General features: G+C 70.2%; 12 protein-coding genes. 4 read left to right on the top strand and 8 right to left on the bottom strand.

Features of this window, described 5'->3' with window-relative positions:
* Position 1: 1 nt before the first annotated feature.
* Positions 2-1,801, bottom strand: a complete 1,800-nt coding sequence (locus M6B22_RS18325; RefSeq protein ID WP_269443016.1) for a thiamine pyrophosphate-requiring protein — start codon at positions 1,799-1,801, stop codon at positions 2-4.
* A 112-nt stretch (positions 1,802-1,913) separates the two neighbouring features.
* Between M6B22_RS18325 and M6B22_RS18320 the strand changes: the two genes are divergently transcribed.
* The 3 genes from M6B22_RS18320 to M6B22_RS18310 are packed head-to-tail and all read left to right on the top strand — an operon-like array spanning position 1,914 to position 4,996.
* Entirely contained in the window at positions 1,914-2,249 is a 336-nt protein-coding gene (locus tag M6B22_RS18320; RefSeq protein WP_269443015.1) for a hypothetical protein, read from the top strand.
* Positions 2,250-3,248: an SDR family oxidoreductase gene (locus tag M6B22_RS18315; RefSeq protein ID WP_269443014.1), complete on the top strand. Its 999-nt coding sequence runs from the start codon at positions 2,250-2,252 to the stop codon at positions 3,246-3,248.
* The gene (locus M6B22_RS18310; protein ID WP_269443013.1) at positions 3,245-4,996 is read left to right on the top strand and encodes a glycoside hydrolase family 15 protein; all 1,752 of its coding nucleotides are present in this window, start codon (positions 3,245-3,247) and stop codon (positions 4,994-4,996) included. The genes M6B22_RS18315 and M6B22_RS18310 overlap by 4 nt, the downstream gene beginning before the upstream one ends.
* Before the next feature lie 25 nt (positions 4,997-5,021).
* Here the strand turns inward: M6B22_RS18310 and M6B22_RS18305 are convergent, their stop codons facing one another.
* From M6B22_RS18305 to M6B22_RS18285, 5 genes are all read right to left on the bottom strand, one after another.
* Positions 5,022-5,561: a DUF6328 family protein gene (locus M6B22_RS18305; protein ID WP_269443012.1), complete on the bottom strand. Its 540-nt coding sequence runs from the start codon at positions 5,559-5,561 to the stop codon at positions 5,022-5,024.
* On the bottom strand, positions 5,551-6,996 hold the full coding sequence (locus M6B22_RS18300; RefSeq protein ID WP_269443011.1) for a sugar porter family MFS transporter: 1,446 nt from the start codon (positions 6,994-6,996) through the stop codon (positions 5,551-5,553). The genes M6B22_RS18305 and M6B22_RS18300 overlap by 11 nt, the downstream gene beginning before the upstream one ends.
* Positions 6,997-7,103: 107 nt before the next feature.
* Positions 7,104-7,547 carry an STAS domain-containing protein gene (locus tag M6B22_RS18295; protein WP_269443010.1) on the bottom strand — a complete coding sequence of 148 codons (444 nt, stop codon included), beginning with the start codon at positions 7,545-7,547 and terminating at the stop codon, positions 7,104-7,106.
* 138 nt (positions 7,548-7,685) lie between these two features.
* Positions 7,686-10,148, bottom strand: a complete 2,463-nt coding sequence (locus M6B22_RS18290; RefSeq protein ID WP_269443009.1) for an ATP-binding protein — start codon at positions 10,146-10,148, stop codon at positions 7,686-7,688.
* Positions 10,149-10,261: 113 nt separating this feature from the next.
* Positions 10,262-11,152, bottom strand: coding sequence for a SigB/SigF/SigG family RNA polymerase sigma factor (locus M6B22_RS18285; protein WP_269443008.1), 891 nt, complete (start codon positions 11,150-11,152; stop codon positions 10,262-10,264).
* A 285-nt stretch (positions 11,153-11,437) separates the two neighbouring features.
* Here M6B22_RS18285 and M6B22_RS18280 point away from each other — a divergent pair, with 285 nt between their 5' ends.
* A complete protein-coding gene (locus M6B22_RS18280; protein WP_269443007.1) occupies positions 11,438-11,800 on the top strand; it encodes a hypothetical protein in 363 nt (120 codons plus the stop codon).
* Here M6B22_RS18280 and M6B22_RS18275 read toward each other — a convergent pair.
* On the bottom strand, positions 11,781-12,836 hold the full coding sequence (locus M6B22_RS18275) for a DNA topoisomerase IB (RefSeq protein ID WP_269443006.1): 1,056 nt from the start codon (positions 12,834-12,836) through the stop codon (positions 11,781-11,783). The genes M6B22_RS18280 and M6B22_RS18275 overlap by 20 nt on opposite strands.
* A gap of 43 nt (positions 12,837-12,879) precedes the next feature.
* The gene (locus M6B22_RS18270; protein WP_269443005.1) at positions 12,880-13,845 is read right to left on the bottom strand and encodes an LLM class F420-dependent oxidoreductase; all 966 of its coding nucleotides are present in this window, start codon (positions 13,843-13,845) and stop codon (positions 12,880-12,882) included.
* Positions 13,846-13,871 lie beyond the last annotated feature (26 nt).

Raw genomic sequence — 13,871 nt, 5'->3', positions numbered from 1 at the left:
CTCAGTTGCTCTCACCCTTCTCGCCCGGCAGGTACTGCTGCACCTTCTGCTTGACGCCCTCCTTGACGATCCCCCAGGCGTCCTCGTCGCCGTGCAGCAGCGCCGCGGCGGTGTCCTTGGCCTGCTCGAGCGTCGCGTGCGGCGGGATCGGCGGGACGTTCGCGTCGCACAGCACGTCGAGCACGGTCGGCCGGTCGGCGGCGAGCGCACTCTCCCAGGCCGGGCCGAGCTGGGCCGGGGTGTCGACGTTGATCGCCTTGAGCCCGATACTGCGCGCGAACGCGGCATAGTCCACGTCGGGCAGCGTCTGCGACTCGGTGAACTTCGGCGCGCCCTCCATCGCCCGCATCTCCCAGGTGACCTGGTTCAGGTCGTTGTTGTGCAGGACGGCGACGATCAGCCGCGGGTCGGCCCACTGCTCCCAGTAGCGCGTGATCGTGATCAGCTCGGCGAGGCCGTTCATCTGCATCGCGCCGTCGCCCGCGAACGCGATCGCCGGCCGGTCCGGGTGCGCCCACTTCGCGCCGATCACGTACGGCACGCCGGGGCCCATCGTCGCGAGGTTTCCGGACAGCGAGCCGCGCACGTCGCCGTGGAACTTCAGGTGCCGCGCGTACCAGTTGGCCGCGCTGCCGGAGTCGGCGGCCACGATCGCGTTCGACGGCAGCCGGGTGGACAGCTCGTGGAAGATCCGCATCGGGTTGATCGGCTCGGCGTCGGTCATCGCGCGCCGCTCGGCGATCGTCCACCAGCGGCTCACGTGCCGCTCGAGTTCCTCGCGCCAGCCGCGGTCGCTCTTGCGCTCTAGCAGCGGGATGAGCGCGCGCAGCGTCTTCTTGGCGTCGCCGACGAGGTTCACCTCGTACGGGTAGCGCATGCCGATCCACTTGGCGGAGCGGTCGATCTGCACCGCGCGGGCCTGGTCCAGGTCGGGCATGAACTGGGTGTACGGGAAGTTCGACCCGACGGTCAGCAGGGTGTCGCACTGCTTCATCATGTGGTCGCTCGCCATGGTGCCGAGCAACCCGATGGAGCCGGTCACCCAGGGCAGCGTGTCGGGCAGCACGTCCTTGCCCAGCAGGGCCTTCGCCGCGCCGGCACCGAGCAGATCGGCGACCTCGGTCAGCTCCTCGACGCAGCCGCGCGCGCCCTGGCCGATCAGGAGCGCCGGGCGCTTGCCGGCGTTGAGCAGGTCGGCCGCGGCGCGCAGCCCGTCCGAGTCCGGGTCCGCCGTCGCCTCGTAGACGCCGAGGCTGGACGGCACCTCTTTGAAGGCGTGACCCGGTGGCTCGTACGGCAGTTCCAGCACGTCCGACGGGAAGATCAGGCAGGTCGGGGCCATCTCGGCCTGCGCGATCCGCATCGCTCGGTCGATCAGGTTGGGCAGTTGCTCGGGAACCGTGCACATCTGCACGTAGTCGCTGCACACGTCCTTGTACAGCGACAGCAGGTCGACCTCCTGCTGGTACGAGCCACCCATGGCGCTTCGCTCGGTCTGGCCGACGATCGCGACAACCGGCACGTGGTCGAGTTTGGCGTCGTACAGGCCGTTCAGCAGGTGGATCGCGCCCGGGCCGCTCGTCGCCGCGCAGACCCCGATGCCGCCGCTGAACTTGGCGAAGCCGACCGCTTCGAACGCGGCCATCTCCTCGTGCCGGGCCTGCACGAACTGGGGATCGTTGTTCGCCCGCCCCCAGGCCGCCAGCAGCCCGTTGATCCCGTCGCCGGGATAGCCGAACACCTGGCGCACGCCCCACTCGCGAAGTCGTTTCAGGAGGACATCAGCAACTGTGTCTGCCATGCCTGTTGCCTGCCCGGATCGGTCCGCTGCGAAACACTCCCGTTACGGCATCGCGGGCGCCGGGTAGGCGTCCCCCGAACGGGCTGGTTCATTGCGAGGAAGGGAGCAGACGATGCCGCAGCGTGCCTGGACCAAGAAGCGCGAACGCCAGTACGAGCACGTGAAGGAGGGCCTGCGCGAACGCGGCCGCAGCGAGAACACGGCCGAGGAGATCGCGGCGCGCACGGTCAACAAGGAACGTGCCCGCGCGGGCGAGGCGAAGCAGAGCAGCCGCACGTCGGTCAAGGACATCTCCTCGTCCCGGCGCGGCGGGCTCCGATCGCACTCGGGCTCTGCGGGACGCACCAAGGAGCAGCTGTACCAAGAGGCGAAGAAGAAGAACATCCACGGCCGCTCGACGATGAACAAGAGCGAGCTCGCGGCCGCCGTCGGACGACGGAGCGGTTGAGTGACGACGGTCGTTGTCACCGGTGCAAGCGGCGGCGTGGGGCGCGCGGTCGCGCGGATCTACGGCGAGCGCGGCGCCTCCGTTGCGCTGATGGCCCGGGGCGAGAAGGGTCTGACTGCGGCGGCCCGCGATGTCGAAGAGGCCGGCGGGCGCGCCCTGTCACTCCCGCTGGACACGAGCGACAACTCAGCTGTGGACGCCGCCGCCGACCGGGTGGAGAGCGAACTGGGCCCCATCGACATATGGATCAACTGTGCGTTCAGCTCGGTGTTCGCGCCGTTCGATCAGATCACGGCGGCCGAGTTCGACCGCGCGACCGCGGTGTCCTACCTCGGCTTCGTGAACGGGACGCGGGCCGCGTTGCGTCACATGAAACCGCGCGGTCGCGGCGTGATCATCGAGGTGGGCTCGGCCCTCGCCTACCGCGGCATTCCGCTGCAGTCGGCCTACTGCGGTGCCAAGCACGCGATCCAGGGCTTTTCCGAGTCGCTGCGTTGCGAGCTGATGCACGAGGGCAGCGACATCAAGGTGATCATGGTGCAGCTGCCCGCCGTCAACACCCCGCAGTTCAGCTGGGGTCTGTCGCGGCTGCCGCGGCGCGCGCAGCCGGTCCCGCCGATCTACCAGCCCGAGTTCGCCGCGCGCGCGATCGTGCGGGCGGCCGACCGGCCGCGCCGGCGCGAGTACTGGGTCGGCACCAGCACGGCGCTGACACTGATCGCGAACGCGATCGCACCGGGGCTGCTGGACCGCTACCTGGCCAAGACCGGGTTCGACTCGCAGCAGACCGACGAACCGCGCCCCGAGTCCCAGCCGGCCAACCTGTGGCAGCCCGCCGATCGGACCGATGACTACGGTGCGCACGGACGGTTCGACGAGCAGGCACACAGCCACGATCCCCAGCTGTGGGCGTCCGAACACCACCGCACCCTGCTCGCCGCCGCAGGGGTCGGGGCAGCAGCCGTGGCCGGCGAGGTCACGCGCCGACTGCTGCGATGAGCCGGGGCGAACTGCACGGCGACTTCCCGCCCTCCCCGCTGCGCGAGTACGCACTTGTGGCCGACGGCGAGCGCGGCGCGCTGTGCGGGCCACACGGCGAGATCGTCTGGCTGTGCGCGCCGCGCTGGCACGACGACGCGGTCTTCGCGTCCCTGATCGGGGGCGAGGGGGCGTACGCAGTCACGCCGACCACCCGCTGCGTGTGGGGTGGCAGCTACGAACCGGGCACGCTGATCTGGCGCAACCGGTGGGCGACCGACCAGGGCCGGGTGGTGACCTGCCGCGATGCCCTGGCCATGCCTACGCGGCTCGACTCGCTCGTCCTGTTGCGGCGCGTCGAGGCGACCGACGGCGATGCGCGGGTGCGGGTGCTGCTTGACGCGCGGGCGGCCTTCGGTCGCGAGCGTGCCCGCGAGCTGCGTCGCGTCGACGACGGGACGTGGACCGGCCGCGTCGGGTCGCTGTACCTGCGCTGGTCGGGTGCGCTCGGGGTACGCGTGGACGACGCGGTGCTCAGCTGCGAGATCGAGGTGCGCGCCGGAATGCGTCACGATCTGGTCCTGGAACTGGGCGAACGTCCCTTCGACGGGCCACCGCCCGACCCGGACGCTGCGTGGCGGGAGACCGCGGCGGCCTGGGCGGAACGCGTGCCGTCCTTCGCGTCCAGTGCGGCCCCGCGCGACACCCGGCACGCGTACGCGGTGATGGCGGGGTTGACCAGTTCCACCGATGGCATGGTCGCGGCGGCGACGATGTCGCTGCCCGAGCGGGTGGACGCCGACCGCAACTACGACTACCGGTACGTCTGGATCCGCGACCAGTGCTACGCGGGACTGGCCGTGGCCGCCGACGGCTCACACCCGCTGCTCACGTCCGCAACCGGCTTCGTCACGGCACGGCTGCTGGCCGACGGCGACCGGCTCGAGCCGGCCTATCTGGTCGACGGCAGCCAGGTGCCCGCGGAGGAATCACTCGGCCTACCCGGCTATCCGGGCGGCGCCGACGTCAAGGGCAACTGGGTGCGGCAGCAGTTCCAGCTCGACTCCCTCGGCGAGTCGCTGTCCTTGTTCGCCGCGGCCGCCGCACGCGACGTACTGGACGCCGATGCGCGGCGGGCGGCCAAGGTCGCGGTGGATGTCATCGCCGGACGCTGGGAGGGTAAGGACGCTGGCATCTGGGAACTCGACGACGACTGGTGGACGCACTCGCGGCTCGCCTGCGCTGCCGGCCTCAAGAGCTACGCACCGCACGTCGGTTCTGCGGAGGCCGATCGGATGCGGGAGCTTGCTGCGGCGATCCTCGCCCGGACGACCGATCGCTGCCTGCACGCCGACGGCAGATGGCAACGCACCCCGAAGGACAAGCGGGTCGACGCCGCGCTGGTGCTGCCCCCGCTGCGCGGCGCGCTCGACGCGGCCGACCCGCGCACCCTCGCCACGCTCGACGCGGTGCGTCACGACCTCGTAGACGACTGGTACGTCTACCGGTACCGGCCGGAGAGCGGCGAGCTCGGCGACGACGAGGGCGCCTTCTTGCTGTGCGGCTTCCTGCTCTCGCTCGCCGAGTGGCAACAGGGCAACCTGGTGGCCGCCTTCCGCGCCTTCGAACGCAACCGGGCGGCGTGCGGGCCGCCCGGACTGCTCGCCGAGGAGTTCGACGTCGACCAGCGTCAGCTGCGCGGCAACCTGCCGCAGGCGTTCGTGCACGCCACCTTGCTGGAGGCATCCGTGCGACTCGGCGAGGCCTGAGTCGCAACGCGCGCCGTGGCAACGTTCAGCTGTGCTCTTCGTCATCGGCTGCGGCACGCATCCGCAGCGACGGCATCAGGTACCAGGCGATCAGGATCACGATGCTCAACGGCACGGTCAGCGCCAGCGCCATCGCCGTTCCGGACACGACATCGGTGATGAGAAAGACGGCGCACATCATGGCCAGCCCGAGGAAGCCGAGTCCGATCGCGGCCGACCTCGCGGTGAGCGCGACCACCTCGTCCTTCAGGTGCTGACCGAACATCACCCGGTGCACCGCCACCGGGGCGATCAGCAGGATCGCTGCACAGGCAGCGCAGGCGAGAGTGGCGAGGTAGAGGTAGCGCTGGTAGTCCTCGATCCGGGCGAACCGCTGCTGGAAGGCGATGCTCAGCAAGAAGGCGAACAGGATCTGCACGCCGGTCTGTGCGACGCGTAACTCCTGCAGCAGTTCGCCGTAGTTGCGGTCCAGCCTGGCCGCCGCCGATTCCTCGCGCACGTATCCCGCGCGAGCCCGCGCCGCCGAGCGGTGGCCGGCGGCGTCTCGCGGAACCTCAGCTGCCACGTCTGCTCCCTGCGGCCTGTTCGTCGAACACGGCGGTTATCTCCTCGACGGACAACCCCCTCGTCTCGGGAAGGTAGCGGAACACGAACGCGATCGCGAGGATGCTCAGCGCGGAGAAGCAGATCAGCACCCAGCCCAGCCCGATCGAGCGCTGCCACGCCGGGAACGCCTCGATCAGCGCGTAGTTCGCCAGCCAGTCCACCATCGCTCCGACGGCGGCGGCCTGTCCGCGCACCGCGGTCGGGAACATCTCGCCCTGGATCAGCCAGCCGGTGCCGCCGACACCGATCGCGAACGCCGCGATGAACGCATCCAGCCCGATCATCGCGACCACGAGCCGCGGCGTCCCGCTCATCAGACCGATACCGACAGCCGCGATCACGGCAGCGACCGCCATGCCGAGGAAGCCGCCCATCGCCAGCCGGCGCCGGCCGATCCGGTCGATCCACCGGAACGCGAAGTAGGTGGCCGCCACGTTCACCGCCGTCATGATCGCGGTGACCTCGATGCCGGCGGTCGTCGTCGCCACCACCGAGTTGCCACTCTGGAAGTACTTTCCGAGCAGGTGCGGGCCGTAGTACAGCGGCACGTTGATGCCGGTGATCTGCTGGAAGATGAAGAACCCGCACACGACCATGAGCGCGCGCCGTACCCCAGGCGTCCAGGCCGCGTGCCGGCGGTGTTCCTGCTGCGTCGCGGTGCGCTCGAGCGCGCGGGCGGTGTCCTCGATGTCGGTCAGCGACACGTCCAGGCCTAGCTTGCCGAAGGCGGCCTGCGTCGCTTCGTACCTGCCCTTGCGCATCAGCCAGCGCGGCGACTCGGGCATCTCGAACCGCAGGATCAGCCCGATCACCGCCGGCACCGCGCCGAGCCCGAAGATCAGCCGCCAGTCCAGGCCCAGCGCATGGCCCGGCATCACCTTCAGCACGATCAGCGCCACCAGGTACGAGATCAGGATTCCGACGGTGATCATCCACTGCTGCAGCATGCTGAGCGCCCCGCGCCGCTCGCGCGGTGCGTACTCGGCGATGTACGCGGTCGCGATCGCCGAGTCGGCACCGATCGCCACCCCGATCAGCGTCCGGGCGAACAGCAACACGCCGACGTCCGGCGTGAACGCAGACAGCAGCGCGCCGACGGCGTAGATGAAGGCGTCGACGATCAGCAGCGACTTGCGCCCGAACCGGTCGGCGATCGGCCCGGCGCAGATCGCACCGGCAGCCGCGCCGAGAGACGCACCCGCCACCAGGTAGCCGGTGGCGAAGTCGCCGAGCTTGTACGGCAGCAGGTTCAGGGCCGCGCCGATGTTCGCCGTGTCGTAGCCGAACAGGAACCCGCCGAGCGTGGCGAGCAGGGTCAGCGACCAGTAGAAGCTCGACGGTTGCCGCCGGTCGAGCAGTTCCAGGACGTTGTGACTCTCCGTGGCTGTTGACATCGCCGCCTCGTCTCCCCGGGGCCGGACCCACGCGGCCCCCCGTCCGGACGCCTACCCGCTTCGCCCGAGCGCACAAACGGATATGCCGACCGCGCGGCTCCTCGCCGCTATGCCGACGGGGTGCCGCCGAAGCTGGGCGAACCGACCTCGTCGCGGTGCTGGCTGTTGACCTGCTCGTGCGCACAGGCGGGGACGATGAACAGGTCCTGGGCCAGGCCCGCCAGTTCGAGCGCGCGGTGAAGCGCCCGGGTGACCCCGGTAAGGATCAAGGTGCCGCGCGCGGCCAGCAGGGTGCGATGCGCCTCGAGCAGCATCATCGCGGCACCCGGATCGCAGACGCGGGCGCCGAGCACGTCCACCCGCACGAATCGCCGGCCCGCTCGCAGGTGCCCGGCAATGACCTCGGCCAGAACCGGTGCGCTGGTCGCGTCCAGCCCACCTCGCACGCGAAGCGCGGCCCGGAACCGGTCGTACGTGGTGGTGACCACGTCGAAGCGGCCGGCGCTGTCGCCGCCCGCCCGCGCCGTCGGATCGATCAACGCATTGGACATCGGGCATCGCTCCCCGCCGTACCAGCTGCCGCGAGCGTCGCTGTCGGTTCAGCGCGCGCACGCTGACCGCTACCTACCCGCCGGTCGGCGGGGTCAAACCACCAACACCGTCCGTTCGAACAAATTATCCGACCGAGCTCACTCGGTCGGCAACATGCCGGTCAGGACGACCTCGTCGGCAACGTCGTACAGCTTGCGGTTCAGCCGCTGGCTCGTCTCACGCAGCCGGTCGAACGCCTCCTCGGCCGTGACCAGCTCGCGGGTGATCAACACCCCGATCGCGATCCCGATCCGCCGATTGCTGGCCAGCGCCCGGCCCAGGTTGGCTGCCTTGCCCTCCGCCCGGCTCACCTCGTAATCGCGCAGCTTGGCCAGTTCGTGATGCACCCGCAGCCGGGCGAGCAGCTCCCCCGGGTCGAACGGCTTGACCACGTAGTCGTCCGCACCGAGCTCGAGGCCCTCGGTCGCCGCATCGGGCCCGGAGCGGGCCGACAGCAAGATGACCGGGATCCGGCGCAGCCTGGTGTCGGCACGCAGCATGCGTAACAGGTCCAGCCCGCTGCGACCGGGCAGCATCACGTCGCTGACCACGATGTCCGGTACCGGGTCCGCCGCGAGTGCGGCGTCGACGTCACCCACCGACTGCACCGTCCAGCCGTCCGCGGCGAGCACCGCCTCGAGGTAGCTGCGCATGTCGGCGTTGTCCTCGACCAGCAGCAGATGCCGCTCCCCCGCTGCGTCGACTGCCTCGGCGGAGGTCGAGGCGCGCAGCCAGCCGGACGCCTCGACGCTGTATGCCTCGAGTGCGGGGTCGGTCCCTGCCCGTGCGGCCCGGGCAAGGCCGGGATCGGCCGAGCGCACCAGCGGAATCACGACACTGAACGTCGACCCCACCCCGACCACGCTCTCGACCCCGGCGGTCCCGCCGTGAGCCGTGGCCAGCGACGCCACCAGGGCCAGCCCGATGCCTGAGCCTTCGGCGCTGCGCCCGGACCGGCTGGAGACCTGGGTGAACCGATCGAACACCTTGTTCAGCTGGCCGGCCGGGATGCCGATACCGGTGTCCTGGACGGAGAGCCGGATCGTGTCGCCCTCCGCGCGCAGCTGCACCCGGATGCAGCCGCGCTGGGTGAACTTGACCGCGTTGGAGAGCAGGTTGAGCACGATCTTCGCCCACATCTCACGGTCGACCTCGACCACGTCGTGGAACGACCGGACGTCGACCTCGAAACTCAGCCCGGCGTGCTCGATCACCGAGCGGAACATGCTGGCCAGGTCGGCGGTCAGCTCGGCGAGGTCGGTGGGCTCGGGCTCCAGTTTGGCCTCGCTGGCCTCGACCCGGGCGAACTCCAGCAGGCTCTCCACCAGCTTGCGCAGCCGCATGCCGGCGCGCGCCACCGACTCCAGCCCCTGCCGGTGCCGCTCGGGCAGGACCAGCGCGGGGTCCTCGAGCGCGGCACGAACCGGGCCGAGGATCAGGGTGAGCGGCGTGCGGAACTCGTGGCTGACGTTCTGGTAGAAGCGGGTCTTGTCCTCGTCGATCTCCTCGAGCTCGATCGCGCGGCGCCGTTCCAGGTCGACCGTCGCGGCATCGGTCAGCGCCACGCGCAACTGCCGGCCGGCGAGTTGGAAGAACGTCAGGTAGATGTCATCGACTGCGCGGTACGGGTTCACCCCGAGTACGGCGACGGCGGCAACGTGGCTCCGGCCGCCGATGTTGATCGGGATTACGACGGCCGCGTCCGGGATCGCCTCCCCCAACGGGCTGGTCGCGAGCGCCCCCGGCGGGCTCGAGTCGCGCAGTCCGGTGACCAGGCTGCGCGCTCCCGAGGACACCGCGGTGGCGATGGCCGGGCTCGCGGCCAGCGGGAAGGTCTGTCCCGGCGTCAGTTCGGTCCCCTCGCCGATGCCGTAGGACGCGATCATGCGCACCCGGTCGCTCTCCGGCTCGAGCAGGTAGGTCGCCGCGAACGGCACTGCCTGCCGGTTGCCGGCGAGCACGTCGATGGCCGCCCGGCAGGTGCCCTCGACGTCACCGCTCGTCGCTGCAGAGACCGCGCCGATCTGGCGCACGGTCTCCAACCGGCGGTCACCGACCAGCTGGCGGGTCGAATCCGTGGCCACGATCAGCATGCCCTGGGTCCGGCCGTCCTGACTGATCGGGCTGTACGAGAACGTCCAGTACGTCTCCTCGAGGTAGCCGTGCCGGTCCAGCAGCAGCAGCATGTTCTCGGCGAACGTCGACTCACCGCCGTCGATCACGCTGTCGACGAGCGGCGACAGGTCGTCCCACACCTCTGCCCAGCACTCGGCGGCGGGCTGCACCAGGCCACCCGGATGCTTGTCGCCGACGACTCGGGCGAACGCGTCGTTGTAGATCTGGACGAGATCGGGCCCCCACCAGATCGCCATCGGCATGCGCGACGGGAGCATCAGCCCGATCGCCTGCACGAGTTCCTCGGGCCAGTCGCTCACCGGGCCGAGGCTCGTCCGCGACCAGTCGACGGCGCGAAGTACCTCGCGCGTGCCCGACCCCTCGAAGAGCTCCTCGACCCGCACCGCCCGGGCACCCTTTCCGCCGCTGCCAGCGCCACTGCTCACGTAAGTCGACTCCGGACCCACTCGTGAGCCCGTCGCACTGTGGTTCAGCCGACCGACTACAGGCAGAGCTTAGCCAGTCCTGCGACGGAGCGCAGCGACCTCGCAGGCGCCGTTCAGGCGTGCGTCAGCGCCCGGCTCCTCCCGCGCCGGGCGACCGGTGCGCGCGGTGCGTCGACCGGTGCGCGCGCTGCGTCGACCGGTGCCGCGGCCGGCGTGCCGAGTTCACTGCGCAGGTGCCGCATCGAGCGCGACAGCAGCCGGGACACCTGCATCTGGGAAACGCCCATCGCCTTGGCGATCTGGGTCTGCGACTGGTCGTAGACGAAGCGAAGCATCAGGACCTCGCGCTGGGCCTCGGGCAGGTTGGCGATTGCCGGGCGCAGGTCCGCCCGCCACTCGACCTGCCGCAGCCGGCCGTCCTCGAAGCCGAACGCCGCGTCGCGTCCCTCACCGATGACATCGGACATCGCATCGAGCGAACTGCTGGTGTAGGTCTGGCCGGCGTCAAGCGCCTCCAACACCTCCTGCTCGGTGGCGTGCACCCGCTCGGCGAGGTCGGCCAGGGTGAGCGAGCGGCCCAACTCCTGCGTCAGTTCGGCCCGGGCGGAGACGATTGCGCTGTGCAGATCGCGGGTACCGCGGGGAACGTGGATCGCCCAGGTCGAGTCGCGGAAGTAACGCTTAATTTCACCGAGGATGGTGGGGACGGCGTAGGTGGAGAACTCCAGGCCACGCTCCGGATCGAACCGGTCGATCGCCTTGAGCAGGCCGATCATGCCGACCTGGACAAGGTCGTCCAGCGGCTCCTTGGACGCCGGGAAGCGCCGGGCGAGGTAACGCACCAGCGGGATGTTGAGCTCGACCAGGCGATCACGCACGGCCACGCGGCGCGGGTCGTCCTGGGGCAGGTCCTGCAACTGCAGGAGCAGTTCCCGTACGAGCTGGCGGAGTTCGGGGTCCAGCCGCCCGGAACGGGCGGAACTGGTAGTGGCACGGTCTGTCATGGCGAACGGCTCCCTCATGCATCACGGGAGCGGGTAAGCCGGCCACACGATAGCCCGGCCGGACCGACGCACTACTCCCGAGCGAACTGCGGGCGGCTGTCTGTCCAACCACCGATAGCTAACCATGCGCGCCGGGATCGCGAAAGCCCGGCAGGCATATACCGCACGGGTTCACAGCGAACGCGATCGTTCCGGCGCATTGTTTACTCCCAGCCTGTGCTGGGTAGCCGTCCCGACACGGGGACCCACGAGGACCGAAGGGGAGGCCTTTCGTTGGAGTTTCGGATGCCGGAGCTGCTCGATGCCGCGCTGGACGGCCGAACGGACTGGACGCATGCGGACGAGGGCCAACTACGCGAGCAGTTGCGGCGCAGTGAGGCCGAGTTGCAGCGCTGCCGTGAGTACGGTCGCGTACTGTGGTCGCGCCTGGACCAGAGCCGTCGCTACCTGCTCGACCATGTCGCCGGGGGCGAGGGCGACGCGACGTCGATGCTGCGCCACGAGTGCGAATGGCAGACCTGGGCCGACCTGTTCTCGGTCGTGAGCAGCACGCTGGCCGGCCGCGCCGGCGATGCCGGGTTCGGCAGCAGCGAGGCAACGCTGATCGCGCGCGCCCACGGCGTGCAGATCAGCCCGCCGGCCCCCTGAGCTTCGTCAGCAGGGTCTGCAGCAGCGGCACGAGCGCGCGCTCGTCCGCGTCGAGCTGCGCGGTTCGGATCGGCCGCCGCGCTGCGATCAAGGCGGCCAGCTCACCCTCGGCGTAGGCGCGCAGCACGTGCGGGTGGACGTAGTGCGCCCGGGCCACCGCCCTGGTGTTGCCGAGGAACGCGGATGCGGCGTCGAGCGCAGCCAGGATCGCTCGTTCCCGGTCGGGCGGACCATCTTCCTTACGCAGCAGGGAAAACGCGATCCGGGTGCCGTGCCAGGTGCGAAAGTCCTTGGCAGTGAGCCGTGCGGCAGCGAGTTCGGCGAGCCGCTCGTTCACCTCGTCTGCCGTGATCGCGGTACCGGTCACGGTGAACAGCGGGCGCGAGCTCCTGCCGGCTAGCTGCCGCACCACGCGGGCGACTGCAGCGTCCCGGATCGTGACGGTGGCGTCGCGTCCCGACTTGGCCGGAAAGCAGAACTCGACGCGCCCGCCGGTCACCTTCGCGTGCCGGTTGAGCAGCGTGCTGAGTCCGTAGCTGTCGTTCTCGTCCGCGTACTCCTGGGTGCCGACGCGCAGGCCGCCCAGGTCGATGATCCGCAGCATGGCCGCCAGAACCTGGTCCCGGTCCAGGGTGCGCCGGCGCAGCTGGGCGGCTACGGCGGCACGCACCGGGCCGAGCCGGCGACCGAAGTCGATCAGCCGGTAGAAGTTCAACTCGTCCCGGAAGCTGCGCCAGTCGTCGTGATACAGGTACTGGCGACGACCGCGCTCGTCCTCCCCCACCGCGCGCAGGTGACCGTCGGTGGCGGTACAGATCCACACCTGGCGCCATGCCGGCGGGATGGCCAGCTGCTCGATCGCACGGCGCTCGGCAACGTTCAGCGCACTGCCGTCCGGGCGGCGGTAGCGAAAGCCGCGCCCGCACCGGATCCGGGTGATCCCGGGCTCGTCGGTGCTGACGTAACGCAACCCGGCTGCGCTCGCGCACCGCTCGGCGTCCTCGTACAGGGCGAGGATCTGCTCGAGCGTGCGCACCCTGGGCCTTCGCGGTCCGGTCCGTCTTCGGCTCGGACTCACCTCAGATGTCCTGCAGTGCCGGGAGGAACTCCCGCTCGGCCCAGTCGAGGAACCCCGGCTGGGTGTCGCCGCCGATCTGCACGACGGCGACGTCGGTAAAGCCGGCGGCCACGTACTGCTGCACCGCCCTGACGTGCGCGGCGACGTCCGGCCCACACGAGATCGAGGCGGCGACGTCGTCCTTGGTGACGAACTGGCTGGCCGCCGCGAACGCCGCGACGCCGGGCAGTTCGGCGTTGACCTTCCATCCGCCGCCGAACCAGCGGAACTGGTCATGTGCCCGCTCGATCGCGGCATCGCGCGAGGGATCCCAGCTGATCGGGACCTGGCCGACGCGCCGCTTGCCGGCACCGCCCGCAGCGTCGAACCGCTTGCCCAGTGCGGCGTCCGGCTCGACCGCGATCATCACGTCGGCGAGCCGGCCGGCGAGCTCGGCCGACTGCGCGCCGGACACCGCGACCCCGATGGGCGGTGGCGGTTCGGACACGTCCCACAGCTTGGCCGAGTCGACCCGGAAGTGCTTTCCGGCGAAGTTCACGTAGTCGCCGCGAAACAGCGCCCGGATGATCTGCACGGCCTCGTCCAGCATCTCGTGCCGGACATTGACCGGCGGCCAGGCGCGACCGACCACGTGCTCGTTCAGGTTCTCACCCGCACCGAGGCCCAGCGTGAACCGTCCGTCGCTGAGCACCCCGACGCTCGCCGCCTGCTGTGCCACCACTGCCGGGTGATACCGCATGGTCGGGCAGGTCACGTAGCTCATCAGCTCGACGCTGTCGGTCGCGTGCGCGATCGCGCCGAGCGAGACCCAGGCGTTCGGCGAGTGCCCCTGGCTGTCCAACCAGGGGAAGTAGTGGTCGCTGATGACCGCGAAGTCGAAGCCAGACCGCTCGGCGTGGACGGCGTCGCGGGCCAGTTCGCGGGGACCGGTGTGCTCACACATCAGCGTGTATCCGAAACGAGTCATGCCCGTTGCCTACCCGTTTGCGCGCG

The organism is Jatrophihabitans cynanchi, assembly GCF_027247405.1.
GTDB lineage: Bacteria > Actinomycetota > Actinomycetes > Mycobacteriales > Jatrophihabitantaceae > Jatrophihabitans_B > Jatrophihabitans_B cynanchi.
The sequence above is the reverse complement of the archived record's forward strand: the minus strand, read 5'-3'. Positions and strand labels throughout refer to the sequence as shown.